We start from the raw sequence: 26,491 nt of genomic DNA on the forward strand, positions 1-26,491 counted from the left end.
GAACCGTTTGATGCTTACACTCCTTCGCTTCGAAGGCGGCTGACCGACAGCCGACGGAAAGGGCGCACGCGATGCGCCGGCACCTCGTGCGCCGCATCGCACCCGCGGCTTCGCAGACTGCGTCGCGCACCGACCGGAACAGGCTCGACCCGGCTTCCTGCCCGTATGCGCGCATGCGCGGCGGGCTGCCGGGTTCAACAACGACAACTCCCCGCCGCCTTCACGCGACACCCGGTCATACCAGAACCGTTTTTTGGAGAGAGACACATGAGTGGAAGCAAGACAGGCCTCGGCACGGGTCTGAAGCAGCGGCACGTGACGATGATGTCGATTGCCGGCGTCATCGGCGCGGGCTTGTTCGTCGGCTCCGGCCACGCAATCGCGGAAGCCGGCCCGGCTTCGATCCTCGCGTATGCGATCGCGGGCGTCCTGGTCGTGCTGGTGATGCGCATGCTCGGCGAGATGGCCGTCGCGCATCCGGACAGCGGTTCGTTCTCGACCTATGCCGATCGCGCGATCGGTCACTGGGCGGGCTTCTCCATCGGCTGGCTGTACTGGTGGTTCTGGGTGCTCGTGATCCCGATCGAGGCAACCGCTGCGGCTACCATCCTCAATGCGTGGTTCCCCGGCGTCGCGACCTGGATCTTCGCGCTCGGCATCACGCTGCTGCTGACGATCACCAACCTCTTCTCGGTCAAGAACTACGGCGAATTCGAATTCTGGTTCGCGCTGATCAAGGTTGTCGCGATCGTCGTGTTCCTGTGCATCGGCGGTGCGGCAATCGTCGGCATCGTGCCCGCGCCGGCCGTATCGGGCGTGTCGAACCTCTTCGCGCACCAGGGCTTCATGCCGAACGGCGCCGGCGCGGTGCTCGCGGCGATGCTGACGACGATGTTCTCGTTCCTCGGTACCGAGATCGTGACGATCGCGGCCGCCGAGTCGGACAACCCGCAACGCCAGATCGTGCGTGCGACCAATTCCGTCATCTGGCGTATCACGCTGTTCTATCTCGGCTCGATCCTCGTCGTCGCGGCGATCGTGCCGTGGAACGATCCGCTGCTGCCGAAGCACGGCTCGTATCAGCGTGCGATGGAGCTGATCGGCATTCCGAACGCGAAGGCAATCATCGACGTGATCGTGCTCGTGTCGGTCGCGAGCTGCCTGAATTCCGCGCTGTACACCGCATCGCGGATGCTGTTCTCGCTGTCCAAGCGCAAGGACGCACCTGCGTTCCTGCACAGCACCGATTCGACCGGTACGCCGCGTGCGGCCGTGCTGGCATCGACCGCATTCGGTTTCCTGACCGTGATCGCGAACTACCTGATGCCGGAGCAGGTGTTCGGCTTCCTGTTGGCGACGTCGGGTGCGATCGCGCTGCTCGTGTATCTCGTGATCGCGATCTCGCAGCTGCGGATGCGCAAGACGCTCGAATCGGGCGGCGCCGACCTGACGCTGCGGATGTGGCTGTTCCCGTGGCTCACGTGGGCGGTGATCCTGTTCATCTGCGGCACGCTGACCGTGATGTTCGTCAGCGAGGAACACCGGATGGAAGTCGGTGCGACGGCCGTGCTCGCGCTGCTCGTGCTGTTTGCGTCTTGGCTGAACAAGCGCGGTCGCGATGCGCGAGCGGGGGCGGGGCGGCGGGTGTCGGCGATGTGATGAAGTGACGATGCGGCAGCGGGCCTGAGCGTTCGCTGTCGGTTGGCGGAGAGGTTCCCGTCGTAACAAATGGCCTGATCGGCAAAAGCCGGTCCGGCCATTTGTCTTTCAGAACAAGCGGATGCCGTTTCCCGTGTCGACATGGATTTTTCGGCGACAGCGGCGGTATCGACATTTGTGGTCAAAAATCGAACTTGTCTGATTTCATTGGCGGCAGTGACTTAATACATTGATCACTTCGATAACCGGGGTGAATCGATGGGCGAATCGATTTGGAATCCTTTGTTATACGGCTGGATTCAGAAACCAGGCCGTAGGTTCGTTACCGAATACGGGGCGCATCTTCCCGTGTTCACCCTATCGAGCCCAGAGCGATGAGCGGGCGGCCGATACCCCATGTACGCGCTGCATTTCATGCACGCGACGGTTTTCCCTTGGGGGGCACGTATTTTCCTGCGGCCGGTGCCACTTGTTTACCGGTACTCATTTGCCCTGCAACGGGCCTTCGCCAGTCCTTTTATTTTCCATTCGCGGATTGGCTGCGCGCAACGGGATATTCGGTATTCGTATTCGATTATCGGGGGATGGGGGCGTCGCTCGACGTGCGTCACGTTCGCCAGTCGCGTGCCCGCAAACAAGACTGGGGGCAGCTTGACATGCCCGCAGCGCTTGACTGGCTTCTTCGAGAAACCGGCGCGAGCGAAGCGCATCTGATCGGTCATAGTGCCGGCGCACAACTGGTCGGACTGATGCCGAATCACGCGTCGGTACGCTCGCTGTGTGCGATATCCGCTTCATCCGGATACGTCGGCAACATCCGGTGGCCGAATCGAATTGCCGCATTGTCGCTGGCAAATGTCTACGTCCCGGTTACCGCACGTCTGCTCGGCTATGTGCCTGCCCGGGTGCTCGGCTGGGGCGACGATCTGCCTGCACGCGTCGGGCTTCAGTGGGCCCGATGGTGTCGCCGCCCCGGATACGTAGCGAACGAGTTCGGGGTCGGCATTGCGCGTCATTACTACAACGAATTCTCCGCTCCCGTCACCGTAGTCGCAGCGACTGACGATCCGCTCGCGACGCCGGCCAATATCGAAGACTGGCTGCGATGGTTGCCGCGAGCCAGATGTCACGTCCATTTCATCAGCCCGGAAAAATGCGATGGCCGCGCAATCGGTCACGTCGGCATGTTCCGCCGCCAGCATGCGTCGCTGTGGCCGGAACTCACCAGAGGATTGCTGAGTTGACGCTCAGGCCCGCTTGCGTCCTCAAATCAGGAGACCACGATGGACGATTCAATCGACATGAAGATGCGCTTCAAAGCAGTCAGAAACGAAGCGAGGGAGACGCGCGCGTCGCTTTACCATCTCACCAATCGATGCAATTTGCGCTGCAAGGGGTGCTGGTTCGTCGAAAACGAATTCGACGTCGCGTCGGATGAGTTGAACGATACGTTGCATCTCGAGGCACGCGTGAAGGATGAGGCGGCGCGCGGGATCAACGCGCCATTGCTGATAGGCGGCGAGCCCGCGCTTTATCTGGACCGGATAAGCGTGTTCAGGAAATACATGCCGAAGGTGTCCGTTTCGACAAACGGGCTTCGACGAATTCCTTACGAGGGTTTCGAAGATGTCACCATTGCGGTCTCGGTGTTCGGTGGCGGCCCGCTCGATGACGAACTACGCGCGATCGGCCCGAACGGAAAGCGTTTCACTGGCTTGTTCGACAAGGCGTTGGCTAATTATCGCGACGACGAACGGGCAGGTTTCGTCTTTGCCGTGTCGATCGATGGAATGGCTTATATCGAAGAAACGGTGCGCAGGATCCGGGATAACGGAAATCGACTGCTGTTCAATTACTACAGTCCATACGATGTTGCCGGGCCGCTTCGCCGACGTGGTGAGGAGCAACTCCTGAACGTATTGCTCGAATTGAAGGCCAAATACCCTGAAACCGTGGCGAGCCATCCGTACTACCTGGCAGCACTCATGCGTGGGGAAACCGCCTGGGGAACATTCGGCTATGCCAGTTGCCCGAGTGTCAGCGAAGGTCATCCGCAGAATGCGGAACGGTTTGCCTCGGGGTGGCCCGCGTTGCCGAAATTCAACGCGTATCGCGCAGACCTGCATACGCTGGCGCGCTGCTGTACTTCAGGAGAATGCGCGAAGTGTCGCGACAGCCAGGCCGTGATGTCGTGGTTGCTCGTTAACGCCAAGCATGTGCTGCAGGAAGCCGATGGACTTAGGACATGGACGGAGGTCGCGGAGAGCTATTTCAGTCAGTTCGTCTGGTCAAGTTACCATCCGCGCAACCGCGTTGGGCGCACGTCGGATTGCACGGTGCAGTAATGCGATGCAGTTGCCGGAATCGAAAATCAAAAAGCCCGCAAAATGCGGGCTTTGTGCATGGGTATCGGAGCGAGGTTCAGACGTTGAACAGAAAGTTCATCACATCCCCGTCGTGCACGACGTATTCCTTCCCTTCCGCACGCATCTTCCCGGCTTCCTTCGCACCTTGTTCGCCCTTGTACGCGACGAAGTCGTCGAATGCGATCGTCTGCGCGCGAATGAAGCCGCGCTCGAAGTCCGTATGAATCACGCCGGCCGCTTGCGGCGCCGTGTCGCCGATGTGGATCGTCCACGCGCGCACTTCCTTCACGCCCGCGGTGAAGTAGGTCTGCAGGCCGAGCAGCTTGAAGCCCGCGCGGATCACGCGGTCGAGGCCCGGCTCTTCCATGCCCATGTCGGCGAGGAACGCTTCCTTGTCCGCATCGTCGAGATCGGCGATTTCCGCCTCGATCGCCGCGCACACCGCGACCACCGGCGAGTTCTCGCTTTCCGCGTACTTGCGCACCGCTTCGAGGTGCGGGTTGTTCTCGAAGCCGTCGTCCTTCACGTTCGCGACGTACATCGCCGGCTTCGCGGTGATCAGGCAGAACGGCTTGAGCAGCGCCTGCTCGTCGTCCGACAGATCGAGGCCGCGCACGGCCTTGCCCTGGTCGAGGTGCGCGCGCACCTTCTCGAGCACCGCGGCGAGCTTCACCGCTTCCTTGTCGTTGCCGGACTTCGCGGCCTTCGAGTAGCGCGTGAGCGCCTTCTCGACGGTGCCGAGGTCGGCGAGCGCGAGTTCGGTGTTGATCACTTCGATGTCGTCGATCGGGCTGACCTTGCCGGCGACGTGGATGACGTTGTCGTCCTCGAAGCAGCGCACGACGTGCGTGATCGCATCGGTTTCGCGGATGTTCGCGAGGAACTGGTTGCCGAGGCCTTCACCCTTGCTCGCGCCCGCGACGAGGCCCGCGATGTCGACGAATTCGACGACGGCCGGCACGATGCGCTCGGGGTTGATGATCTCGGCGAGCGCCTTCAGGCGCGTGTCAGGCACTTCGACGATGCCGACGTTCGGCTCGATCGTGCAGAACGGGTAGTTCTCGGCGGCGATGCCGGCCTTGGTCAGCGCATTGAACAGGGTGGACTTGCCGACGTTGGGCAAGCCGACGATGCCGCATTTGAGACTCATGGAATCCTTCGGACGGGTGGCGCGGCGCGGCCGGACAAGGCACGGCGGCGCGGGAAAATAGGGACGGCCGGCGCGCGGGGCGCGGCGGGCCGACGTTCAAAGGCGCTATTGTACCGTGCCGACGCCCCGGTTTCCGGCCTTCACCCGAACGCCCGATGCGACGGGCCGCCGCGCTGCCGGACCCGCCTGCGATTCTGCTGATTTCCCGCAAAGTCCGGCCGCGTAAGGGATTGGCCCCACGGCTATAATGCCCGCCATGACTGCCCACCACACCTTCGACGTCGCCGTGGTCGGCGGCGGGCTCGTCGGCAAGACGGCCGCGCTCGCACTGACCCAGTCCGGCTACAAGACCGCCTTGCTCGCCCAGCCGGCCACGCCGCGCCCCGCCGATCTCGCGTTCGACACCCGCATCTACGCGCTGTCGTCCAGCTCGCAGGCATTGCTGGAGCGGCTGCGGGTCTGGCAGGCGCTGGACCATGGCCGGCTCGCGCCGGTGTACGACATGCGCGTGTACGGCGACGCGCACGCGGAGCTGCATTTCTCCGCGTACCAGGCCTCCGTGCCGCAACTGGCCTGGATCGCCGAATCGTCGCTGATCGAGACGTCGCTGGACGCGGCGCTGCGGTTCCAGCCGAACCTCACGTGGTTCGACGCGCGTGCACAGGGCTTCGACGTGCGCGACGACGCGGCCGTGCTGACGCTGTCGTCGGGCAAGGTGCTCGAAGCGGACCTCGTGGTCGGCGCGGACGGCGCGCATTCGTGGGTGCGTTCTCAAATGGGGGCCAGGGTCGAGCGGCGCGATTACCGGCAGACGGGCGTCGTCGCGAACTTCAAGGCGTCGCTGCCGCACCGCGAGACGGCCTGTCAGTGGTTTCACGAAGGCGAGATCATTGCGTTGCTGCCGCTGCCGGACGGTCACGTGTCGCTCGTATGGTCCGCGCACACCGCGCATGCGGACGAACTGCTCGCGCTCGATCCCGCGCAGCTCGCGGCGGAAGTCGAGCGCGTGTCGCACGGCCAGGTCGGCACGCTGGAATGCGTGACGCCGGCGGCCGGCTTCCCGCTCGCGCTGCAGACCGTCGACAAGCTGATCGCCCCGCGCGTCGCGCTCGTCGGCGATGCCGCGCACCTGATCCATCCGCTCGCGGGGCAGGGGATGAACCTCGGGCTGCGCGACGTCGCGGCACTCGCCGATGCGATCGCGAACAAGGAGAGCTTCCGCAACCTCGGCGATACGGTGCTGCTGCGCCGCTACGAGCGCTCGCGCCGCGAGGACATCCGCGCACTGATGGTCGCGACCGACGGGCTGCAGCGGCTGTTCGCGGTTCCGGGCTCGTTCGCGAAGGCGGTCCGCAACGCGGGCATGGCGTTCGTCGGCGCGCAACCGCTCGTGAAGCGCTGGCTCGTGTCGGCCGCGCTTGGCTGAGCGAACCTTCGCGCCCTCGGCCTGTCGGACTGGGCTCCGTTACGGCGTACACTGTGACGTGCACTCCGATTGAGCTGAAGGAACGACAGGATGAAAAAAACGATCCGCATCGCATCGCTGGCGCTGGCCGTCACGATGGCGACGCTCGGCTGTACCGCGCAGGCCGACCAGACCACCGACAAGCTGAAAGCCACGCTGCAAGCGCGTCTCGGCAACGACGCGCCGATCAAGAGCGTGTCGAAGTCGCCCGTCGCGGGCCTGTACGAAGTGAACCTCGGCACGCAGATCATCTATAGCGATGCAGCCGGCGACTACGTGCTGCTCGGCGATCTCGTCGACACCAAGACGCACAAGAACCTGACCGACGCGCGCCTGTCCGACCTCAACAAGATCGACTTCGCGAGCCTGCCGCTCGCCAACGCGATCAAGGTCGTCAAAGGTAACGGCGCCCGCAAGATCGCGGTGTTCTCCGATCCGAACTGTCCGTACTGCAAGCGCCTCGAGACGACGCTGCAGTCGGTCGACAACGTGACCGTCTACACGTTCCTGTACCCGGTGCTGTCGCCCGATTCGACCACGAAGTCGAAGGCGATCTGGTGCGCGACCGACCGCGCGAAATCCTGGGAGGGCTGGATGCTCGACCATCGCGTGCCGACCGGCGCCGGCGCCTGCGATACGACCGCGCTCGACAAGAACCTCGCGCTGGGCCGCGGGATGAACGTCACCGGCACGCCGACGATCTTCCTGCCCGACGGCCGCCGCCTGCCGGGCGCGGTGTCGGCCGACCAGCTGAACCAGGCGCTCGCGTCGAGCAAGTAACCGGCGACACGCCGGGCCGCACGGCCCGGCCAGCGAGGGGCGCCCGCGATCTCTGCCGGCGCCTCTCTTCGTTTCCGCCGCCGTATTCCGTCTGATTCCCCGTCCGATTTTCGACCGATTGCCACGATGACCCAGCCGATCCGCTATTCGATTGCCCCGAAAGATCTTGCCGCGCACCTGTTCGAAGTGACGGTGACGGTCACCGATCCCGATCCCGAAGGCCAGCGCTTCTCGCTGCCGGTATGGATTCCGGGCAGCTACCTCGTGCGCGAGTTCGCGCGCAACATCGTGACGCTCGCCGCGTTCAACGACGCGGGCCGCAAGGTACGGATCGCGAAAACCGACAAGAACACGTGGCAGGCCGCGCCGGTGAACGGCGCGCTGACGTTGCGCTATGACGTGTACGCATGGGACCTGTCGGTCCGCTCCGCGTATCTCGACGACTCGGGCGGCTTCTTCAACGCCACGGCCGTGTTCCTGAGCGCCGCCGGCCGCGAGGATGCGCCATGCGAGGTCGACATCGCGAAACCGGCGGGCCCGGCGTTTCGCACGTGGCGGGTCGGCACGTCGTTGCCCGAGGCACGCGGGACCAGGCGCTACGGGTTCGGCGCGTATCGCGCAGCGAACTACGACGAGCTCGCCGACCATCCGGTGACGATCGGCGAATTCGCGCTGGCGACGTTCGACGCGCACGGTGTGCCGCACGACATCGTGATCGCCGGGCGTGTGACGCAGCTCGACATGGAGCGGCTGCGCACCGACCTGAAGCGCGTGTGCGAAGCGCAGATCGCGCTGTTCGAACCGAAATCGAAACAGGCGCCGATGGACCGCTACGTGTTCATGACGCTCGCGGTCAGCGACGGCTACGGCGGCCTCGAGCACCGTGCGTCGACCGCGCTGATCTGCAACCGCACCGACCTGCCGGTGAAGGGCCGGCCGGAAACGACGGAAGGCTATCGCACGTACCTCGGCCTTTGCAGCCACGAGTATTTCCATACGTGGAACGTGAAGCGCATCAAGCCGGCGGCGTTCGTGCCGTACGACCTCGCGCGCGAAAACTACACGTCGCTGCTGTGGCTGTTCGAAGGCTTCACGTCGTATTACGACGACCTGATGCTGGTGCGCAGCGGGCTGATGTCGCAGGACGAATATTTCGCGGCGCTCGGCCGTACCGTCGGCGGCGTGCTGCGCGGTACGGGGCGCCTGAAGCAGAGCGTCGCGGACAGCTCGTTCGACGCGTGGATCAAGTACTACCGTCAGGACGAGAACGCGACCAACGCGATCGTCAGCTATTACACGAAGGGTTCGCTCGTCGCGCTTGCGTTCGATCTCGCGATCCGCGCGCAGACGCGCAACCGCAAGTCGCTCGACGACGTGATGCGTCTGCTGTGGCAACGCTACGGCCGCGAGTTCTATCGAGGCAAGCAGGCGGGTGTCGAAGAAAACGAGGTCGAGACGCTGATCGAGGAAGCGACGGGCGTCGCGCTCGGCCGGCTGTTCGCGGACGCCGTGCACGGCACGCGCGACCTGCCGCTCGCCGACCTGCTGGCGCCGTTCGGCGTGACGCTCACGCCGGAGGTTGCAGCGGGTGCGACCGCGAAGCCGACCATCGGCGCGCGGCTGCGCGGCGGCGTGGACTGCACGCTGGCGGCGGTCTACGAAGGCGGCGGCGCGCATCGCGCGGGGCTGTCGGCGGGCGACACGCTGATCGCGCTCGACGGGCTGCGCGTCACCGGCACGAACCTCGACATGCTGCTCGCGCGTTACCGGCCGGGCGACAAGGTCGAGGTGCACGTATTCCGCCGCGACGAGCTGCGGACCGCGAAACTGAAACTGGACGGGCCGGAAATCGCGCGCTACCGGCTCGCGGCCGCCGCGAAACCGGCTGCCGCGCAGAAGGCCCGCGAAGCCTGGCTGAAGGGCTGAGCATGCACGGGCGGGTTTCGGGGCGCGATCATGGATTGTTCTGTTGCTGCAACAATCCGTCGCCCTGAACCCGCTTTTTCGCGGCCATGCGGCCACGCACAATGGCGTCACTCGCGCTACCGAAGCGCAACCAAACCGGAGCCTGACATGACGACCATTCTGCAAATCAATTCCGCGGCGCGCTCGCAAGGTGCGCAATCCACGCTGCTGGCCAACGAACTGACGGCAAAGCTGCAACAATCGAACCCCGGTTCGAAGGTCGTGGTTCGCGACCTGCTGGCCGACGCGCTGCCGCACCTCGACGAATCGGTGCTCGGCGCATTCTTCACGCCGGCCGACCAGCGCAGCGCGGAACAGAATGCGATCGTCGCGAAGAGCGATGCGCTGATCGCCGAACTGCAAGCCGCCGACATCGTCGTGATCGGCGCACCGATGTACAACTTCGGCGTGTCGTCGCAACTGAAGACGTATTTCGACTGGATCGCCCGCGCAGGCGTCACGTTCCGCTACACCGAGAACGGTCCGGAAGGCCTGATCAAGGGCAAGAAGGTTCACGTGGTGACGGCGCGCGGCGGCAAGTACCTGGGTACGCCGAACGACAGCCAGACGCCGTACCTGCGCTCGTTCCTCGGCTTCATCGGCCTGACCGACGTGAACTTCATCCACGCTGAAGGCCTGAACCTCGGGCCGGATGCGCAGAGCGCCGCGCTCGCCAGCGCACGCGAAGCGATCGCTGCCGTCTGAGGCCGACGCGGGTGCGCCGCACCCGCTGCGTCCGACGGATGAAAAAAACGCCGCGTCCCGAAAGGGGCGCGGCGTTTTTGCTTGATGCGGACGAAGGCGAAACGTGAAGCGCTAACCGCGCAACGCGGTTACGCAAGCGTTTCGGCCACCTCCGGCAGGCGCCAGTCGATCGGCTCGCGCCCAGCGTCGACCAGATAGTCGTTCGCGAGCGCGAAGTGGCGGCAACCGAGGAAACCGCGGTGAGCGGACAGCGGCGACGGATGCGGCGCCTCGAGCACGCAGTGCGCGCTCGCATCGAACAGCGCGCGCTTGGCCTGCGCATGCGCGCCCCACAGCATGAACACGAGGCCGCGATGGCGGTTGGCGAGTTCGCGGATCAGCGTGTCCGTGCATTGCTCCCAGCCGCGCTTCGCGTGGCTCGCGGCCGCACCGCGCTCGACCGTCAGCACGGTGTTGAGCAGCAGCACGCCCTGGCGCGCCCAGGTATCGAGGCAGCCGTGACGCGGCGTGTCGTGGCCGAAATTCGCGGCGATCTCCTTGAAGATGTTGCGCAGCGACGGCGGCGTGCGCACGGCCGGCGGCACCGAGAACGCGAGGCCGTGCGCCTGCGGCGTGCCGCGGTCGTCGCCGTGGTACGGGTCCTGGCCGAGGATCACGATCTTCACGTCGTCCGGGCTCGTCAGGCGCAGCGCGCGGAACACGTCGGTCGGGTAGACCGTCTTGCCGGCCGCGCGTTCGTCGTCGACGAAGCGGCACAGCGGCGCATACGCGTCGCTGTCGGTGAAGGGTTTCAGCACGTCGCGCCAGACGGCCGGCAGCGCGTCGAATTGCGCGGCGAGGTGCGGGACATCCGCGACAACAGGGGCGGCGGGAGTGCCGGGAGCGTCGGCGGCAGCGGGCTGCGGCGCGGCGGAAACCGGCGCGGCGGCCGCGGCCTTCTTTGCGGGCTTGCGCCCGGCTGCGGCCGGCGCAGGCGCCGGGGCGGGAACATCGTCCTGCGCCGTTTCCGGCACGGGATCATCGAACAGCGACGCCTGCTGCGGCGTGCGGAAAGTCTTGCGGGTTGCCATGCGTGATGCGGGTTTATTGCGCGCGCAGCCGGTAGCCGCGTTGCGCCTTGCTGATGTTTTCGGGGGCGAGGCCCGGCAGCGCCTGCTGCAGTTCGGCGGCGAGTGTCGCGAGCGCCGCTTCCGGGCCGTCGATCAGTTCGAGTTCGATTTCGCTGATCGGTTCGCGGCGCGTATCGTGTTCCGCCTGGACGACGATCTCGCCGACGTCCACCGCGGCCTCGACGGTTGCGCCGCCGATTGCGATGCGCCACAGCGTACGCGAAAAATCCGTCCGGAACAGCGCGTGCAGCGCGGGCGCCGCATCGCGCAGCGCGCCGGCAGCCTCCGGCACGTCGCACGCGGTGACCAGCGCGTCGATTTCGAGCGCATCGCCGGCGACCGGCAATTCCCATTCATGGCGGCGATGCAGGCCGGCTTCGGCGCTGCCGACGGTCTTGAAGGTCTGCAGCCAGCCGTGCGGCGTGCGGCGCACGCGCACCGCGCTCTTCGAACGAGCCAGCGCGAGGTCGGGCGTGTCGTAGTAGACGTTCGCCAGCGCGATCACGTTACCGGTTTCGCCGGTCAGCGTCTCGAAAAAGCGCCGCGCCGCATCGGCCTGGCCGGCCGGCAGTGCGAGCTTGATTTCCTTTTCGATCGCCATCAGAAGAACATCCGCGCCAGTTCCTCGCCCGGCTGGTCGGCGCGCATGAACGCTTCGCCGACGAGGAACGCGTTCACGTTCGCCGCGCGCATCGTGTCGACGTCGGTGCGCGACAGGATGCCCGACTCGGTCACGACCATGCGATCCGGCGGAATCATGTCGAGCATGTCGAGCGTGGTCTGGATCGTCGTCTCGAACGTGCGCAGGTTGCGGTTGTTGATGCCGAGCAGCGGCGTCTTCAGCGTCAGCGCCTGTTCCATCTCGTCGCGGTCGTGAACTTCGACCAGCACCGCGAGGCCGAGCGAGTGCGCGTATGCCTCGAGGTCCTGCATCAGCGGCGTGTCGAGCGCGGCCGCGATCAGCAGGATCGCGTCGGCGCCCATCGCGCGCGCCTCGAGGATCTGGTACGCGTCGACGATGAAGTCCTTGCGCAGCACCGGCAGCGTGCACGCCGCACGCGCTTCCTCGAGATAGCGGACGCTGCCCTGGAAGAATTGCTCGTCGGTCAGCACCGACAGGCACGCCGCGCCGTGGGCCGCATACGAGCGCGCGATGTCGGCCGGCACGAAATGCTCGCGCAGCACGCCCTTCGACGGGCTCGCCTTCTTCACTTCGGCGATTACCGCCGCCTGGCCCGCTGCCTGCTTCGCGCGCAGTGCGCCGACGAAGTCGCGCAGGTCGCGCGCCGATGCGTCCAGTTTCAGTGCCTCGAGCGGCGTGCTGCGCATGGCCGCCGCGACTTCTTCGCGCTTGACGGCGATGATTCGGTCGAGAATGTCGCTCATGTGGGTTCCTGCTTGATTCGTAAAGGGAGTCAGCGCTTGAACTGCTGCGTGAAGCGCACGAGTTCGTCGACCTTCGCGCGTGCCTTGCCGCTCGCGATCGCTTCGCGGGCGAGCTGGATGCCGTCGGCGATCGATTCGGCGATATTGGCTGCATAGAGCGCGGTGCCCGCGTTCAGCGTGACGATCTCGCGTGCGACACCCGGCTGGTTGTCCAGCGCGCCGAGCAGCATCGTGCGCGATTCCTCGGCATTTTCCACCTTCAGCGTGCGGTTCGATACCATCTGCAGGCCGAAGTCCTCCGGATGGATCTCGTATTCGTGCACCTTGCCGTCGCGCAATTCGCCGACGAGCGTCGCGGCGCCCAGCGATACTTCATCCATCCCGTCCTTGCCGTACACGACCAGCACGTGCTGCGCGCCGAGGCGCTGCATCACGCGCACCTGGATGCCGACGAGGTCGGGGTGGAACACGCCCATCAGCTGGTTCGGCGCGCCGGCCGGATTGGTCAGCGGGCCGAGAATGTTGAAGATCGTCCGCACGCCGAGCTCGCGGCGCACGGCCGCGATGTTCTTCATCGCCGGATGATGGTTCGGCGCGAACATGAAGCCCATGCCGGTTTCGGCGATCGATGCGGCAACCTGGTCGGGCTGCAGGTCGATGTTCACGCCGAGCGCCTCGAGCACGTCGGCGCTGCCGGACTTGCTCGACACGCCGCGGTTGCCGTGCTTCGCGACCTTCGCGCCGGCCGCCGCCGTGATGAACATCGACGCGGTCGAGATGTTGAACGTGTGTGCACCGTCGCCGCCCGTGCCGACGATGTCGACGAAGTTCGAGTTGTCCTGCACTTCGACGTGGTTCGCGAATTCGCGCATCACGGTCGCGGCGGCGGCGATCTCGCCGATCGTCTCCTTCTTCACGCGCAGCCCGGTGATGATCGCGGCCGCCATCACGGGCGACATGTCGCCGCGCATGATGAGCCGCATCAGGTGCAGCATTTCGTCGTGGAAGATCTCGCGGTGCTCGATCGTGCGTTGCAGCGCTTCCTGCGGGGTAATCGTCATCGTGCGTCTCCCGTCAGGCTGCCGGCGCGGCCGCGCGGGCCGTTGCGCGGTTCTGCTTCAGGAAATTCTCGAGCAGCGCGTGGCCGTGCTCGGAGAGGATCGATTCCGGGTGGAACTGCACGCCTTCGACCGGCAGCGTCTTGTGACGCACGCCCATGATCTCGCCGTCGTCGGTCCACGCGGACACCTCGAGGCAGTCGGGCAGCGATTCGCGTTCGATCGCGAGCGAATGGTAGCGCGTGACGTCGAAATGCTTCGGCAGGTCGGCGAACACGCCGCGGCAGTCGGTTTCGATCCGGCTCACCTTGCCGTGCATGATGGTCTTCGCGCGCACGACGCGGCCGCCGAACGCTTCGCCGATCGCCTGATGGCCGAGGCAGACGCCGAGGATCGGCTTCTTGCCCGCGAATTCGCGCAGCACGTCGAGCGTGATGCCCGCGTGCTGCGGGTTGCTCGGGCCGGGCGACAGGCAGATGGCGTCGGGGTTCAGGCGCGCGATGTCGTCGAGCGTGATTTCGTCGTTGCGATAGGTGTGCACGTCCTCGCCCAGTTCGCCGAAGTACTGGACCAGGTTGTAGGTGAACGAGTCGTAGTTGTCGATCATGAGCAGCATGGTCAGTCTCCGGTCAGAAGTCGCTATCGAGGCCGTCCTGGACCTGTTCGGCCGCACGCAGCACCGCGCGCGCCTTGTTCTCGGTCTCTTGCCATTCGGATTCGGGCACCGAGTCCGCGACGACGCCGGCTGCCGCTTGCACATACAGGTTGCCGTTGTGGATCAGGCCCGTGCGGATCGCGATCGCGAGATCCATCTCGCCCGAGAACGACAGGTAGCCGACGGCGCCGCCGTACAGCCCGCGCTTGATCGGCTCGAGCTCGTCGATCAGTTCCATCGCGCGCACCTTCGGCGCGCCGGACAGCGTGCCGGCCGGGAACGTCGCGCGCAGCACGTCGTAGTTCGTCATGCCGGGCTTCAGCTTGCCTTCGACCGAGCTGACGATGTGCTGCACGTGCGAGTACTTCTCGATCACCATCTTGTCGGTCACCTGCACCGAGCCGATTTCCGCGATGCGGCCGACGTCGTTGCGCGCGAGGTCGATCAGCATCACGTGCTCGGCGATTTCCTTCGGATCGTTCAGCAGTTCGGTCGCGAGTTCCGCATCGCGCTCGGGCGTATTGCCGCGCGGACGCGTGCCGGCGAGCGGACGGATCGTGACGATCTGGTCTTCGCCGCGCTTTTCCTGGCGCACCAGGATTTCCGGCGATGCGCCGACCACGTGGAAATCGCCGAAGTTGTAGTAGTACATGTACGGCGACGGATTCAGCGAACGCAGCGCGCGATACAGCGACAGCGGATTGTCGCGATACGGCTTCGTCAGACGCTGGCCGACCTGGATCTGCATCAGTTCGCCGGCCGCGATGTATTCCTTCGCCTGGCGCACGGCGGCCAGATAGTCTTCCTTCTTGAACTCGCGGAACGTCTCGGTGCGCACACTCGCCGACGTGACGGGCGGCTGCACGGTCGTGCGCAGGCGCTGCTTCAGCTCGCGCAGGCGCTGCTTGGCCTTCGTATAGGCTTCCGGCTGGGCCGGGTCCGCATAGATGATCAGATAGAGCTTGCCGGCGAGGTTGTCGATCACCGCGACTTCTTCGGTGAGCAGCAGCTGGATGTCGGGCAGGCCGAGATCGTCGCGCGGCGCGGTGTTCGCGAGTTTCTTCTCGATGTAGCGCACCGCGTCGTAACCGAAATAGCCGGCGAGGCCGCCGCAGAAGCGCGGCAGGCCCGGGCGCTGCGCCACCTTGAAGCGCGCCTGGAACGACTCGATGAATTCGAACGGGTCGCCGTCGTGCGTCTCGACGACCTGGCCGTCGCGCACCACTTCGGACACGCCGTTGCGGGTGCGCACCAGCGTGCGGGCGGGCAGGCCGATGAACGAATAGCGGCCGAAGCGTTCGCCGCCGACCACCGACTCGAGCAGGAACGAGTTGGCGCCCGCGCGTTCAGGCTGGGCCAGCTTCAGGTAGAGGGACAGCGGCGTTTCGAGGTCGGCGAGCGCTTCCGCGATCAGCGGGATGCGGTTGTAGCCTTCGTTCGCAAGCGATTGGAATTCGAGTTCGGTCATGTTCCGGTCCTGTTCGGGACGAGCGGCGGAGTGCGCCAGGGATCACTTGACGCTACGCGGGCTGCCGTCGGCGAAAGGGCGGTCGATCGAGAAGTGCCTGTTGCCGGCCGGCACGCCGGGCGTGAACGTCGCGAGCCTGCGGCCGGTCCTGAACGCAAGCGTTCGGACGCGGTAGAACTCGAGGTGGTGCGACGATCGGCGCGCGGCTGCGCAGCGAGATAAAAAACGGCGCTGAAGACGTGCCTCAGCGTACCTCATCGAAGAGGTTAGCGCGACCAGCGACGCCAGGGCCAGGCTCCCCGGTCGATGCTGCTCAGACTCCGTTTTTTATTCAGAAACATGCGGATGGAAGAAATAATCAGAGGGTTGGCCGGCCGGCGTTGTGCGCGGTGATCGCGCGGGCCGCGACCAGCAACGAATCGACTATACCATCCGAATTTATCGTTTGTATAGCTTTGCCGTGGTTGTAGCCGTATGGCACCGTCAGCGTCGCCATCCCGGCCGCGCGGCCCGCCAGCGCGTCGTTTTCCGAGTCGCCGATCGCGACCGCCGCGTCCGGCGCGACGCCGAGCGCTTCGCACGCCGTCAGCATCGGCAGCGGATCGGGCTTCTTGCGCGCGACGCTGTCGCCGCCGAGCACGATGCCGAAGCGATCGATCAGCCCGTATTGCTCGAGCAGCTCGACCGCGAAGCGGTGCGGCTTGTTCGTCACGCATGCGAGCCGGATGCCGGCCGTGCGCAACGCATCGAGGCCGGTTGCGACGTCCGGATAGAGACGCGTGTGGCGGCCGTTGATCTTCGCGTACTCGGTCTGGTAGATCGCGAGCGCGTCGTCGAAGCGCGCGTGCGCTTCGTCGCGCGTGAAGCGCGGCTTCAGCACGCTCTGGATCAGATGCTCGGAGCCCTTGCCGACGTAGCCGATCACCTCGTCGCGCGACGTGGCCGGCGCGCCGAGCTGCGCGAGCATTCCGTTCAGCCCGGCCGTGAAATCGTCGGCCGTGTCGACCATCGTGCCGTCGAGGTCGATCAGCGCCGCGTCGATGCGCGGCGTCGCGAAACGGACCGTGCCGTCGGCTGCGGCCCCGGCCAGCGAGGAATCGGCCACGGCGTCAGCTCCGCGCGACGGTGGCGAGCGCGGCACGCATCTCGTCGATCACCGTGCGGTAATCGGGCTTGCCGAAGATCGCCGAACCCGCGACGAAGGTGTCCGCGCCGGCCGCCGCGATTTCCGCGATGTTGTCGGCCTTCACGCCGCCGTCGACCTCGAGCAGGATCTCGCGGCCGGTGCGCTCGGTGTACGCGTCGATGCGGGCGCGCGCTTCGCGCAGCTTGTTCAGCGTTTCCGGAATGAACGACTGGCCGCCGAAGCCCGGGTTCACCGACATCAGCAGCACGAAGTCGAGGCGATCCATCACGTGATCGAGATAGTTCAGCGGCGTCGCCGGGTTGAACACGAGGCCGGCCTTGCAGCCGTGATCGCGGATCAGCGACAGCGTACGGTCGATGTGGTCCGAGCCTTCCGGGTGGAAGCTGATCAGGTTCGCGCCGGCTTTCGCGAAATCGGGCACGATCCGGTCGACCGGGCGCACCATCAGGTGCACGTCGATCGGCACCTGCACGTGCGGGCGGATCGCCTCGCAGACGAGCGGGCCGATCGTGAGGTTCGGCACATAATGGTTGTCCATCACGTCGAAGTGAATCCAGTCGGCGCCGGCGGCGACCACGTTGCGGACTTCTTCGCCGAGCCGTGCAAAGTCGGCCGACAGGATGCTGGGAGCGATGCGGAATTGAGTCATGACAGGGGAGCGGGGACGCTGCGGCGCAAAACCGCCATTCTACCGTCCGGCGACCCGGTGCGCGGCGACGGGCCGTGCGGTTGCGGCCCGATTCCGCATAGAATGCCGAACCAGTGCGGCGCGCCCGCGGCCCTGCCGCTCGAGTGGGCGCGGGCGGTTACCTACAGCGGAAACATCATGAGTCAGTATCAGTTCACCGTTTCGGTGAAAACCAGCTACTTGCCGGAACAATCCGACCCCGATCGGCGTCAATACGCATTCGCGTACACGCTGACCATCCGCAATACCGGGCAGGTCGCGGCCCAGCTGATCGCGCGTCACTGGATCATCACGGACAGCGAAAACCACGTGCAGGAAGTGAAGGGGCTCGGCGTCGTCGGGCACCAGCCGCTGCTGCAGCCGGGCGAACAGTTCGAATACACGAGCTGGGCCGTGATCGCGACGCCGGTCGGCACGATGCGCGGCGCGTACTTTTGCGTGGCGGAGGACGGCGAGCGGTTCGACGCGCCGGTCGACGAGTTTGCGCTGCACATGCCGCGCACGCTGCATTGAGCGTGCGGGGCTGGTCAGCGCGGCTGGCGGTCGTTGCCGCGGGCGTGCTTCTTCCTGCCCGACGACGTCCACACGACGATGAAGACCAGCAGGGCAAGCGCTACGAAGGCTTCGAGCGCGAAGATGAGCATCGGATATTGGTCGAGAAAATCTGACATGGCGGTTTCCATCAAGAACGGACATTGTATGTGGTTTGGGCCGCGGGCGGCCGGCTGGGTTGCGGCGGTCGCAGCGGCAGCGCTGCTTGCCGCGTGCGGCGGCGCGCCGACGCGCACGTCGACGCTCAAGCCGCCGACCGGTGCGGCGATCGTGCCGGGGCAGGTCGCCGCGAAGCGGCTGACGCCGGTCGCATGGCAACAGGTGCCGGGGTGGCAGGACGATTCGCTGATCGGCGCGACGGCCGCGCTGCGGCAGAACTGCGCGCGGCTTGCGCGGCAGCCGGCGTGGCAGCGCGCCTGCGCGGCCGCCGATCGCCTCGACGAACTCGACGTCAGCAGCGCGCGTACCTTCTTCGAAACGTATTTCACGCCGTTTCAGCTGGCGAACACCGACGGCACGCTCGACGGGCTCGTGACCGGCTATTACGAGCCGCTGCTGCATGGCTCCCGCGTGCGTCGCGGTCCTTACCAGTACGCGCTGTACCGCTGGCCGGCCGGCTATCGTGCCGGTGCCGCGCTGCCCGCTCGCGCGCAGCTCGAGCGCGCCGGCATCCTGAACGGCAACGAACTCGTGTGGGTCGACGATCCGATCGAGGCGTTCTTCCTGCAGGTGCAGGGCTCGGGACGCGTGCTGCTCGACGACGGTTCGGTGATGCGGGTGGGTTTCGGCGGCACCAACAACCAGCCGTATCGCTCGATCGGCAAGTGGCTGCTCGATCGCGGCGAGCTGACGCCCGCCCAGGCGACGATGCAGGGCATCAAGGCGTGGGCGAAGGCGAACCCGACGCGCGTGGATGCGTTGCTCGACACGAATCCGCGATTCGTGTTTTTCCGCGACATGCCGACGAAGGAAGATGCACCGCACGGCGGCGCGGACGGCCCGATCGGTGCGCTCGGCGTGCCGCTCACGGCGGAGCGTTCGATCGCGGTCGATCCGTCGTCGATCCCGCTCGGCACGCCGGTGTTCCTGCAGACCACGCGTCCGCTGACCAATACGCCGATGAACCGGCTCGTGTTCGCGCAGGACACGGGTTCCGCGATCAAGGGCGGCGTGCGGGCCGACTATTTCTGGGGGCTCGGCGACGACGCCGGCGACCAGGCCGGACGGATGAAGCAGATCGGCCGGATGTGGCTGCTGTTCCCGAATTCGTGATCCGCGGTGACGCCGGCACGCACGTGTAGCCGGCGCATCGAGACGAGGCAGCCCGACCGGTTTTGGCCGGTCGGGCTGTTTTTTCGAGGGCCGCGCATGATCGCTGTTCCGGAGCGCCCTCGTGCCGTAGCCGGTATCAGCCCTTGCGCTTGTCGATGACGCGTCGCGCCTTGCCGACCGAGCGCTCGATTCCGTTCACGGGCAATACGTTGATGACAGCCGTCACGCCGATCAGCGACTTGATGTCGTGTGCGAGCGCCTGTCTGGCCGCGTGGATCGCGGCCGTGTCCGGCGCCGTTTCGGGACACGGCTCGACATTGAGCGTCAGCACGTCGAGCGGACCTTCCTTCGTCAGCACGATCTGATAGTGCGGTGCCAGCGCGCGCTGCTTCAGCAGCTGTTCCTCGATCTGCGTCGGGAAGACGTTGACACCCCGCACGATCATCATGTCGTCCGAGCGCCCGGTGATCTTTTCCATCCGGCGCATCGTGCGCGCGGTGCCGGGCAGCAGGCGCGTGAGGTCGCGGGTGCGATAGCGGATGATCGGCAGCGCTTCCTTGGTCAGCGACGTGAAGACCAGCTCGCCGAGTTCACCGTCCGGCAGCACTTCGCCGGTTTCGGGGTCGATGATTTCCGGGTAGAAGTAGTCTTCCCAGATGGTCGGGCCGTCTTTGGTCTCGACGCATTCCGACGCGACGCCCGGGCCCATCACTTCGGACAGCCCATAGATGTCGACCGCGTCGATGCCCATCCGCTGCTCGATGGCCACGCGCATGTCGTTCGTCCACGGTTCCGCGCCGAAGATGCCGATGCGCAGCGAACTCTGCGCGGGATCGAGACCCTGGCGCTCGATCTCGTCGGCGATCGACAGCATGTAGCTTGGCGTCACCATGATGATGTCGGGCCGGAAATCCTGGATCAGCTGCACCTGCTTCTCGGTCTGGCCGCCGCCGAACGGGATTACGGTGAGCCCTGCGCGTTCGGCGCCGTAGTGTGCGCCGAGCCCGCCGGTGAACAAACCGTAGCCGTAGCTGACGTGAACCTTGTCGCCGCGCCGCGCGCCGGCCGCGCGGATCGAGCGTGCGACGAGATTCGCCCACGTATCGATGTCGCGCGCCGTATAGCCGACGACGGTCGGCTTGCCGGTCGTGCCCGACGACGCGTGAATGCGCGAGATCTGGTCCTGCGGCACCGCGAACATGCCGAACGGGTAGCTGTCGCGCAGGTCGCTCTTGGTCGTGAACGGGAAGCGCGACAGATCCGTGAGTGTCTTCAGGTCGTCGGGATGCACGCCCGCTTCGTCGAATTTGCGGCGATAGACGGGGGAGTGCTCATACGCATGCCGGAGCGACCATTTCAGGCGTTCGAGCTGTAACGCGGTCAGCTCGTCGCGTGAAGCGGTCTCGATCGGCTCGAGCGGTAGCGGGGTAGTCATGCCTGTCTCCAGTGATTGTTATGAGCGAGCCGTGGACGTCAGCGGTCTTCCGGGAGGACCGTGCCCTTGATCTGGGCCGATTTGCCGCGAAACATCGCGACCGTTTCGCCTGTCTGGTTCGTGACGCGGATGTCGTAGACGCCATGCCGGCCGCTGCGTGTCTGCTCGATCGCCTCGGCCGTCAGCAGGTCGTTGCCGTAGACGGGGCGCAGGTATTCGATCGAGCAGCCCGCGGCAACGGTATTCAGGTTGTACGAGTTGCACGCGAACGCGAACGTCGAATCGGCGAGCGTGAAGATGATGCCGCCGTGGCAGGTCTGGTGCCCGTTCAGGAATTCCGGCCGTACGCGCATCTGCAGGCGTGCGTAGCCGGCGCGCACTTCGGCGATTTCCATGCCGAACGCGCGGCTGCAGGCGTCCGCGTCGTACATGGCCCGTGCCGCCGCACGGGCGAGCGCATCGGGGTCGAGCGTGTCGGTGGGGGTGGTCATGTCAACGTCCCTCGAACCGCGGCGCGCGCTTCTCGATGAACGCCTTCACGCCTTCCGCGTAGTCGTACGACTGGCCGAGCTTGCGCTGCAGGTCACGCTCGAGGTCGAGCTGCTGGTCGAGCGTATTCGTGACGCTGTCGCGCATCGACTGCTTGATCGACGCGATCGCGAGCGTCGGTTGCTGCGCGAGCTGGTTGGCAACTTGACGGGCCGACGCGGCGAGCGCATCGTCGTCGACCGCGCGCCAGATCAAGCCCCATTGTTCGGCCTGTTCGGCGCCGAGCTTGTCGCCGGTCAGGGCGAGCCCCAGCGCGCGTGCCATGCCGACGCGTTGCGGCAGGAACCATGTGCCGCCCGAATCGGGCACGAGCCCGATCTTGACGAAGGCCTGGATGAAACTGCTCGAGCGCGCGGCGAACACGATGTCGCAGGCGAGCGCGAGATTCGCGCCGGCGCCGGCCGCCGTGCCGTTGACGGCGGCGATCACCGGAATCGGCATGCGTTGCAGGCGGCGGATCAGTGGATTGAAATGCTCGTCGATCAGCGTGCCGAGGTCGGTGGACGCGCCCGGCGTGAAGTCGAGGTCGGCCAGGTCCTGGCCTGCGCAGAAGCCGCGCCCCGCACCCGTCAGGATCAGCGCACGCGCGCCGGCCGTCTCGACTTCATCGAGTGCCGACTGCAATTCGCGGTGCATTGCCCGCGTGAAGCTGTTCAGCTTGTCCGGACGGTTGAGGGTGATCGTGGCCACGTGGGCAGCCTGATCGATATCCAGCTGGATCGCCTGATATGACATGCAGTGTCTCCTTCATGACTTCGTTATAGGCGCGCGGTGCGTCGGTTACACGCGTTCGATGGCGATCGCGATGCCCTGGCCGACGCCGATGCACATCGTACAGAGCGCAAAGCGGCCGGCCGTACGCTCGAGTTGATGAAGTGCCGTGGTCACGAGCCGGGCGCCCGATGCGCCGAGCGGGTGGCCGAGCGCGATCGCGCCGCCGTTCGGGTTCACGCGCGGATCGTCGTCGGCGATGCCGAGCATGCGCAGCACCGCGAGACCCTGCGACGCGAATGCCTCGTTCAGCTCGATCACGTCGAACTGGTCGATCGTCATCCCGAGCTGGCGCAACAGTTTCTGCGCGGCCGGCGCCGGGCCGATGCCCATCACGCGCGGCTCGACGCCGGCGGTCGCCATGCCGACGACGCGCGCACGGCGGCGCAGCCCGTATTGATCGGCGGCTTCCGCGTTGGCGAGCAGCACTGCGCATGCGCCGTCGTTGACGCCCGACGCGTTGCCGGCCGTCACCGAGCCGTCCGGGCGCACGACGCCCTTCAACTTCGCGAGCGCTTCGAGCGACGTTTCGCGCGGATGCTCGTCGACGGATACGACGAGCGCGTCGCCTTTCTTCTGCGGAATCGTCACCGGGACGATTTCCTCGGCGAGCGTGCCGTCCCGCTGCGCGCGCGCGGCTTTCTGCTGGCTGCGCAGCGCGAACAGGTCCTGGTCGGCGCGGCTGATGTCGTAGTCGACCGCGACGTTCTCGGCCGTCTCCGGCATCGAATCGACGCCGTATTGCTGTTTCATCAGCGGATTGACGAAACGCCAGCCGATCGTCGTGTCGAAAATGGCGGCCTGGCGCGCAAACGCGCTGGCGGCCTTGCCCATCACGAACGGCGCGCGCGTCATGCTTTCGACGCCGCCCGCGATCATCAAGCGTGCCTCGCCCGCCTTGATCGCGCGCGCGGCGGTGCCGACGGCGTCCATGCCCGAGCCGCACAGCCGGTTCAGCGTCGTGCCCGGCACGGCGGTCGGCAGGCCCGCAAGCAGCGCGGACATGCGCGCGACGTTGCGGTTGTCCTCGCCGGCCTGGTTCGCGCAGCCGTAGATCACGTCGTCGATGGCCGACCAGTCGACGTTGCGGTTGCGTTCGATCAGCGCCTTGAGCGGCACCGCGCCGAGATCGTCGGCACGAACGTCTTTCAGGGCGCCGCCGTAGCGGCCGATGGGGGTGCGAATCGCGTCGCAGATGTAGGCGTCGGTCATGGGTGTGTCGATGTGCAACGAACCCGCCGGTTGACGGATTCGTTCATGGTAGAGAACGTGGCGGCGTTTGCACGTCGGCCATTCGGGTTATGCCGTCTGGCCGGCTTCCGCAGGCACTGCCTTCGGCGCAACATGGACGCGGCTTTGCACCACGCGGAACCGATTGGCGACGAACGCCGGGTCGGCCAGCGCCGCGTTGGCGGCCGGGTTCGCGCCGGTGCCGTGGAAGTCGGAGAAGGCGGCCGACTGGTTGACGAACACGCCGCCCGTCAGGTTGATCGACAGCGCGACGCCGCCACGCACCGCCGCATCGTGCGCAGCGTCGAGGACCTTGTCGTCGGTGCTGTAGACGGACAGCGTCAATGCGCCATGTTCCGCGGCGATTTCGCCGGCGAGATCGAGCGACTGCGCGGTCGAGTCGGTCGCGATCACGAACGAGATCGGGCCGAACCATTCCTGCGTGAACTTCGCGCGGTCGGCCACGTCGAGTTGCAGCACGAGCGGCGTGCGCACGCGAGCGTCGGCGAACGCCGGGTGCTGGAGCGTCTGGCTGTCGGCGAGCACGCGGCCGAGCTTGCGCGCGTCGTCGATGCGCGCGGTCACGCCGTCGTTCTGGATCGCGCCGATCAGTTCGACCGAGCGCGCCGGGTCGCCGGTCAGCTTCTGCACGGAGACGGCGATGGCCTGTGCGACTTCGTCGAAGCTCGCATGACCGTCTGCCGTCCGGATGCCGTCGCGCGGCACATAGATGTTCTGCGGTGCCGTGCACATCTGGCCGGAGTACAGCGCCAGCGAGAACGCGATGTTCTTGGCTGCAGCCTTCAGGTCGTCGGTCGAGTCGATCACGATCTGGTTGACGCCTGCCTTCTCGGTATACACCTGTGCTTGGTGGGCATTGCGTTCGAGCCACGTGCCGTTTTGCGTGCTGCCCGTGAAGTCGATCAGCTTGATTTCAGGACGCAGCGCGAGGTCCTGCACGAGGGCGCCGTCGTTCGGCTCGGTCGCGAGGAGCGTGACGACGTTCGGATCGAAGCCGGCTTCGCGCAGCACGTCGCGGGCGATGCGGACCGTGATCGCGAGCGGCAGGATCGCGCCCGGATGGGGTTTGACGATCACCGTGTTGCCGGTCGCCAGGTCGGCGAACAGGCCCGGGTAGCCGTTCCAGGTCGGGAACGTGCAGCAGCCGAGCACGAGGCCGGTGCCGCGCGGGACGATCGTATAGCGCTTGTGCATCGCGAGCGGCGGGTTCTTGCCTTGCGGCTTCTCCCAGTGCGCATCGGCGGGGATGCGACGCAATTCGTCCCATGCGTAGGCGACCGCTTCGAGTGCGCGATCCTGCGCGTGCGGGCCGCCGGCCTGGAAGGCCATCATGAACGCCTGGCCCGTCGTGTGCATCACGCTGTAGGCAATCTCGAAGCTCGCACGATTCAGTCGCGCGAGAATTTCCAGGCTGATGCCGATCCAGGCGCTCGGGCCGGCTTCGCGCCATGCACGCTGGGCCGCGGCGGCCGCGGCAATCAGTTCGTCGGGCGTCGATTTCGGGTAGCGGATGTCCAGCGCGACCCCGTACGGCGACTGCTCCGCGCCGACGGTTCCGTCGGACGCCGGCTGGTCGAGCACGAACGTGTTGCCGAGGTGTGCTTTGAACGCCGCTTCGCCATCGGCGCTCGCGCTTTCCCCGTACACTTTGGGACTCGGCATTTCCGCGAACGGGCTCCAGTACCCGCGGCTCTCGATGGCGGCGAGGGCGTGTTTCAGCGTGTCTTCGTGCTTCGTGAACAGTGCATGGGTCATGACGGCGGCCTGATGGACGTTGAGAAGGGTTGGATCGATTAATTAACCGACCGGTTGGTCGGAGAATGGTAGCATCAAACTATTCGCATGTGCGAGGCGTTTCTCATTTCATTGATCGAGGAGAAATAGATGTCTTACGAGAACATCCTGGTGGAGACCCGGGGGCGAGTCGGGCTGGTCACGCTCAACCGTCCGAAGGCGCTGAATGCGCTGAACGATGCATTGATGGATGAATTGGGCGCTGCGCTGAAGGCGTTCGACGCGGACGACGAGATCGGCGCAATCGTCGTGACGGGGAGCGAGAAGGCGTTCGCGGCCGGGGCCGACATCGGCATGATGGCGACCTATTCCTATATGGATGTTTACCGCGGCGACTACATCACCCGTAACTGGGAGACCGTCCGCGAGATCCGCAAGCCGATCATCGCTGCCGTGGCGGGCTTCGCGCTCGGCGGTGGCTGCGAACTCGCGATGATGTGCGACATCATCTTCGCGGCGGAAACGGCCAAGTTCGGTCAACCCGAGATCAAGCTGGGCGTGATGCCTGGCGCAGGCGGTACGCAGCGCCTGCCGCGCGCGGTCTCGAAGGCGAAGGCCATGGACATGTGCCTGACCGCACGTTTCATGGATGCAGCCGAGGCGGAGCGGGCCGGGCTGGTGTCGCGTGTGCTGCCTGCCGACAAGCTGCTCGACGAGGCGATTGCCGCTGCGACGACGATCGCCGAGTTTTCGCTGCCGGCGGTCATGATGGTCAAGGAGTCGGTGAACCGCGCATACGAGACGACGCTGGCCGAGGGTGTCCATTTCGAGCGTCGACTGTTCCATTCGTTGTTCGCTACCGAAGATCAGAAGGAAGGGATGGCGGCATTCGTCGAGAAGCGGAAACCGGTATTCAAGAACCGTTGATTCGCCGGCGGCCGGGTGGAGCTTGGCGAGCGACGGGTGTCGGTCGCCGCCATGATCGCCTGGTGCAATGAACCCAAAGCCCCCGTGCGCGGCAGCGCACGGGGGCTTTTCAAAATATTTTCACAAAGGGGTTGCGGAGAGCGGGGCAGGTGCTTAGAATCACGCCTCTTTCGCGCTAACGGAAACGCGGCGCGGGAGAAGAAGGGAAGCGGTGCTGTCGGGCTGGTCGTAGCGGCCTCGGCGGTGCAAGAAGTTGAACCCCAGCCGTCGCAACGAAGTAGTTAAAAAGTTGTTGACGAACTGAAAAAAGCGGTTAATAATCTCGCTTCTCTGCTGCTGAAAACGCAGCGCTGCTGAGAAAGCCTCCGGGTCCTCGCAGAAATGCTCTTTAAAAATTAA

25 protein-coding genes are annotated in these 26,491 nt (G+C 65.8%); 10 read left to right on the forward strand and 15 right to left on the reverse strand.

Going from position 1 to position 26,491, the window contains the following annotated elements; translation table 11 throughout:
- Positions 1-267: 267 nt before the first annotated feature.
- The 3 genes from gabP to DIE04_RS21635 all read left to right on the forward strand — a co-directional run bounded on the left by gabP (position 268) and on the right by DIE04_RS21635 (position 4,004).
- Positions 268-1,659, forward strand: coding sequence for a GABA permease (gene gabP, locus DIE04_RS21625; protein ID WP_124487902.1), 1,392 nt, complete (start codon positions 268-270; stop codon positions 1,657-1,659).
- A gap of 374 nt (positions 1,660-2,033) precedes the next feature.
- Entirely contained in the window at positions 2,034-2,903 is an 870-nt protein-coding gene (locus tag DIE04_RS21630; protein WP_124522177.1) for an alpha/beta fold hydrolase, read from the forward strand.
- A 39-nt stretch (positions 2,904-2,942) separates the two neighbouring features.
- Complete coding sequence (locus DIE04_RS21635; protein WP_124522175.1) at positions 2,943-4,004, forward strand: radical SAM protein; 1,062 nt, start codon at positions 2,943-2,945, stop codon at positions 4,002-4,004.
- A 76-nt stretch (positions 4,005-4,080) separates the two neighbouring features.
- Here the strand turns inward: DIE04_RS21635 and ychF are convergent, their stop codons facing one another.
- Entirely contained in the window at positions 4,081-5,175 is a 1,095-nt protein-coding gene (gene ychF, locus DIE04_RS21640; protein WP_059532716.1) for a redox-regulated ATPase YchF, read from the reverse strand.
- A 247-nt stretch (positions 5,176-5,422) separates the two neighbouring features.
- On the opposite strand from ychF, the gene DIE04_RS21645 reads away from it, so the two are divergent.
- From DIE04_RS21645 to DIE04_RS21660, 4 genes are all read left to right on the forward strand, one after another.
- On the forward strand, positions 5,423-6,601 hold the full coding sequence (locus tag DIE04_RS21645; protein ID WP_124487905.1) for a UbiH/UbiF family hydroxylase: 1,179 nt from the start codon (positions 5,423-5,425) through the stop codon (positions 6,599-6,601).
- Between the two features lie 90 nt (positions 6,602-6,691).
- Positions 6,692-7,420, forward strand: a complete 729-nt coding sequence (locus DIE04_RS21650) for a DsbC family protein (protein WP_044845883.1) — start codon at positions 6,692-6,694, stop codon at positions 7,418-7,420.
- Positions 7,421-7,546: 126 nt separating this feature from the next.
- Entirely contained in the window at positions 7,547-9,346 is a 1,800-nt protein-coding gene (locus DIE04_RS21655) for a M61 family metallopeptidase (protein WP_124522173.1), read from the forward strand.
- 147 nt (positions 9,347-9,493) lie between these two features.
- Positions 9,494-10,090: an FMN-dependent NADH-azoreductase gene (locus DIE04_RS21660; protein WP_124487907.1), complete on the forward strand. Its 597-nt coding sequence runs from the start codon at positions 9,494-9,496 to the stop codon at positions 10,088-10,090.
- Positions 10,091-10,218: 128 nt separating this feature from the next.
- Here the strand turns inward: DIE04_RS21660 and DIE04_RS21665 are convergent, their stop codons facing one another.
- From DIE04_RS21665 to rpe, 8 genes are all read right to left on the reverse strand, one after another.
- A complete protein-coding gene (locus DIE04_RS21665) occupies positions 10,219-11,160 on the reverse strand; it encodes a uracil-DNA glycosylase (protein WP_124487908.1) in 942 nt (313 codons plus the stop codon).
- A 13-nt stretch (positions 11,161-11,173) separates the two neighbouring features.
- Positions 11,174-11,800, reverse strand: a complete 627-nt coding sequence (locus DIE04_RS21670; RefSeq protein WP_044845879.1) for a CYTH domain-containing protein — start codon at positions 11,798-11,800, stop codon at positions 11,174-11,176.
- The gene (gene trpC, locus DIE04_RS21675; RefSeq protein WP_044845878.1) at positions 11,800-12,585 is read right to left on the reverse strand and encodes an indole-3-glycerol phosphate synthase TrpC; all 786 of its coding nucleotides are present in this window, start codon (positions 12,583-12,585) and stop codon (positions 11,800-11,802) included. Before trpC ends, DIE04_RS21670 begins: the two co-directional genes overlap by 1 nt.
- Before the next feature lie 29 nt (positions 12,586-12,614).
- Positions 12,615-13,646, reverse strand: a complete 1,032-nt coding sequence (trpD, locus tag DIE04_RS21680; RefSeq protein ID WP_039318793.1) for an anthranilate phosphoribosyltransferase — start codon at positions 13,644-13,646, stop codon at positions 12,615-12,617.
- Positions 13,647-13,659: 13 nt separating this feature from the next.
- Positions 13,660-14,259, reverse strand: a complete 600-nt coding sequence (locus tag DIE04_RS21685) for an aminodeoxychorismate/anthranilate synthase component II (RefSeq protein WP_124522171.1) — start codon at positions 14,257-14,259, stop codon at positions 13,660-13,662.
- Between the two features lie 13 nt (positions 14,260-14,272).
- Complete coding sequence (trpE, locus tag DIE04_RS21690) at positions 14,273-15,766, reverse strand: anthranilate synthase component I (protein ID WP_059449739.1); 1,494 nt, start codon at positions 15,764-15,766, stop codon at positions 14,273-14,275.
- A gap of 358 nt (positions 15,767-16,124) precedes the next feature.
- Positions 16,125-16,871: a phosphoglycolate phosphatase gene (locus DIE04_RS21695; protein WP_124487911.1), complete on the reverse strand. Its 747-nt coding sequence runs from the start codon at positions 16,869-16,871 to the stop codon at positions 16,125-16,127.
- A gap of 4 nt (positions 16,872-16,875) precedes the next feature.
- Positions 16,876-17,562: a ribulose-phosphate 3-epimerase gene (gene rpe, locus DIE04_RS21700; RefSeq protein WP_044845875.1), complete on the reverse strand. Its 687-nt coding sequence runs from the start codon at positions 17,560-17,562 to the stop codon at positions 16,876-16,878.
- 177 nt (positions 17,563-17,739) lie between these two features.
- Here rpe and apaG point away from each other — a divergent pair, with 177 nt between their 5' ends.
- Positions 17,740-18,114, forward strand: coding sequence for a Co2+/Mg2+ efflux protein ApaG (gene apaG / locus DIE04_RS21705; protein ID WP_057924835.1), 375 nt, complete (start codon positions 17,740-17,742; stop codon positions 18,112-18,114).
- Between the two features lie 78 nt (positions 18,115-18,192).
- Positions 18,193-19,425 carry a murein transglycosylase A gene (locus tag DIE04_RS21710; protein WP_124522169.1) on the forward strand — a complete coding sequence of 411 codons (1,233 nt, stop codon included), beginning with the start codon at positions 18,193-18,195 and terminating at the stop codon, positions 19,423-19,425.
- A 136-nt stretch (positions 19,426-19,561) separates the two neighbouring features.
- On the opposite strand, the gene paaK is transcribed toward DIE04_RS21710, so the two are convergent.
- From paaK to paaN, 5 genes are all read right to left on the reverse strand, one after another.
- Complete coding sequence (paaK, locus tag DIE04_RS21715) at positions 19,562-20,860, reverse strand: phenylacetate--CoA ligase PaaK (protein WP_044845874.1); 1,299 nt, start codon at positions 20,858-20,860, stop codon at positions 19,562-19,564.
- Positions 20,861-20,898: 38 nt separating this feature from the next.
- Positions 20,899-21,351: a hydroxyphenylacetyl-CoA thioesterase PaaI gene (gene paaI, locus DIE04_RS21720; protein WP_185500394.1), complete on the reverse strand. Its 453-nt coding sequence runs from the start codon at positions 21,349-21,351 to the stop codon at positions 20,899-20,901.
- 1 nt (position 21,352) lies between these two features.
- Positions 21,353-22,144, reverse strand: a complete 792-nt coding sequence (paaG, locus tag DIE04_RS21725; RefSeq protein WP_124487913.1) for a 2-(1,2-epoxy-1,2-dihydrophenyl)acetyl-CoA isomerase PaaG — start codon at positions 22,142-22,144, stop codon at positions 21,353-21,355.
- A gap of 45 nt (positions 22,145-22,189) precedes the next feature.
- Positions 22,190-23,392: a 3-oxoadipyl-CoA thiolase gene (gene pcaF / locus DIE04_RS21730; RefSeq protein WP_124522167.1), complete on the reverse strand. Its 1,203-nt coding sequence runs from the start codon at positions 23,390-23,392 to the stop codon at positions 22,190-22,192.
- Positions 23,393-23,479: 87 nt separating this feature from the next.
- Complete coding sequence (gene paaN / locus DIE04_RS21735) at positions 23,480-25,186, reverse strand: phenylacetic acid degradation protein PaaN (protein WP_124522165.1); 1,707 nt, start codon at positions 25,184-25,186, stop codon at positions 23,480-23,482.
- A 129-nt stretch (positions 25,187-25,315) separates the two neighbouring features.
- On the opposite strand from paaN, the gene DIE04_RS21740 reads away from it, so the two are divergent.
- Positions 25,316-26,092: an enoyl-CoA hydratase gene (locus DIE04_RS21740; protein WP_044845869.1), complete on the forward strand. Its 777-nt coding sequence runs from the start codon at positions 25,316-25,318 to the stop codon at positions 26,090-26,092.
- A gap of 159 nt (positions 26,093-26,251) precedes the next feature.
- Here DIE04_RS21740 and DIE04_RS29840 read toward each other — a convergent pair.
- A partial coding sequence (locus DIE04_RS29840; RefSeq protein WP_185500395.1) for a hypothetical protein occupies positions 26,252-26,491 on the reverse strand: 240 nt, incomplete at its 5' end.

The sequence above is a fragment of the Burkholderia sp. Bp8994 genome (assembly GCF_003853805.1).
Taxonomy (GTDB): Bacteria; Pseudomonadota; Gammaproteobacteria; order Burkholderiales; family Burkholderiaceae; genus Burkholderia.

Excerpts from the sequence above, each read along its gene's own strand:
- apaG (WP_057924835.1), top strand. The coding sequence starts at position 17,740 with ATGAGTCAGTATCAGTTCACCGTTTCGGTGAAAACCAGCTACTTGCCG.
- paaN (WP_124522165.1), bottom strand. The coding sequence starts at position 25,186 with ATGACCCATGCACTGTTCACGAAGCACGAAGACACGCTGAAACACGCC.
- DIE04_RS21635 (WP_124522175.1), top strand. The coding sequence starts at position 2,943 with ATGGACGATTCAATCGACATGAAGATGCGCTTCAAAGCAGTCAGAAAC.
- trpD (WP_039318793.1), bottom strand. The coding sequence starts at position 13,646 with ATGACGATTACCCCGCAGGAAGCGCTGCAACGCACGATCGAGCACCGC.
- DIE04_RS21630 (WP_124522177.1), top strand. The coding sequence starts at position 2,034 with ATGAGCGGGCGGCCGATACCCCATGTACGCGCTGCATTTCATGCACGC.
- pcaF (WP_124522167.1), bottom strand. The coding sequence starts at position 23,392 with ATGACCGACGCCTACATCTGCGACGCGATTCGCACCCCCATCGGCCGC.
- DIE04_RS21740 (WP_044845869.1), top strand. The coding sequence starts at position 25,316 with ATGTCTTACGAGAACATCCTGGTGGAGACCCGGGGGCGAGTCGGGCTG.
- paaG (WP_124487913.1), bottom strand. The coding sequence starts at position 22,144 with ATGTCATATCAGGCGATCCAGCTGGATATCGATCAGGCTGCCCACGTG.
- DIE04_RS21710 (WP_124522169.1), top strand. The coding sequence starts at position 18,193 with ATGAAGACCAGCAGGGCAAGCGCTACGAAGGCTTCGAGCGCGAAGATG.
- paaK (WP_044845874.1), bottom strand. The coding sequence starts at position 20,860 with ATGACTACCCCGCTACCGCTCGAGCCGATCGAGACCGCTTCACGCGAC.
- DIE04_RS21650 (WP_044845883.1), top strand. The coding sequence starts at position 6,692 with ATGAAAAAAACGATCCGCATCGCATCGCTGGCGCTGGCCGTCACGATG.
- gabP (WP_124487902.1), top strand. The coding sequence starts at position 268 with ATGAGTGGAAGCAAGACAGGCCTCGGCACGGGTCTGAAGCAGCGGCAC.
- DIE04_RS21685 (WP_124522171.1), bottom strand. The coding sequence starts at position 14,259 with ATGCTGCTCATGATCGACAACTACGACTCGTTCACCTACAACCTGGTC.
- trpC (WP_044845878.1), bottom strand. The coding sequence starts at position 12,585 with ATGAGCGACATTCTCGACCGAATCATCGCCGTCAAGCGCGAAGAAGTC.
- DIE04_RS21645 (WP_124487905.1), top strand. The coding sequence starts at position 5,423 with ATGCCCGCCATGACTGCCCACCACACCTTCGACGTCGCCGTGGTCGGC.
- DIE04_RS21665 (WP_124487908.1), bottom strand. The coding sequence starts at position 11,160 with ATGGCAACCCGCAAGACTTTCCGCACGCCGCAGCAGGCGTCGCTGTTC.
- DIE04_RS21655 (WP_124522173.1), top strand. The coding sequence starts at position 7,547 with ATGACCCAGCCGATCCGCTATTCGATTGCCCCGAAAGATCTTGCCGCG.
- paaI (WP_185500394.1), bottom strand. The coding sequence starts at position 21,351 with ATGACCACCCCCACCGACACGCTCGACCCCGATGCGCTCGCCCGTGCG.
- rpe (WP_044845875.1), bottom strand. The coding sequence starts at position 17,562 with ATGACTCAATTCCGCATCGCTCCCAGCATCCTGTCGGCCGACTTTGCA.
- trpE (WP_059449739.1), bottom strand. The coding sequence starts at position 15,766 with ATGACCGAACTCGAATTCCAATCGCTTGCGAACGAAGGCTACAACCGC.
- DIE04_RS21660 (WP_124487907.1), top strand. The coding sequence starts at position 9,494 with ATGACGACCATTCTGCAAATCAATTCCGCGGCGCGCTCGCAAGGTGCG.
- ychF (WP_059532716.1), bottom strand. The coding sequence starts at position 5,175 with ATGAGTCTCAAATGCGGCATCGTCGGCTTGCCCAACGTCGGCAAGTCC.
- DIE04_RS21670 (WP_044845879.1), bottom strand. The coding sequence starts at position 11,800 with ATGGCGATCGAAAAGGAAATCAAGCTCGCACTGCCGGCCGGCCAGGCC.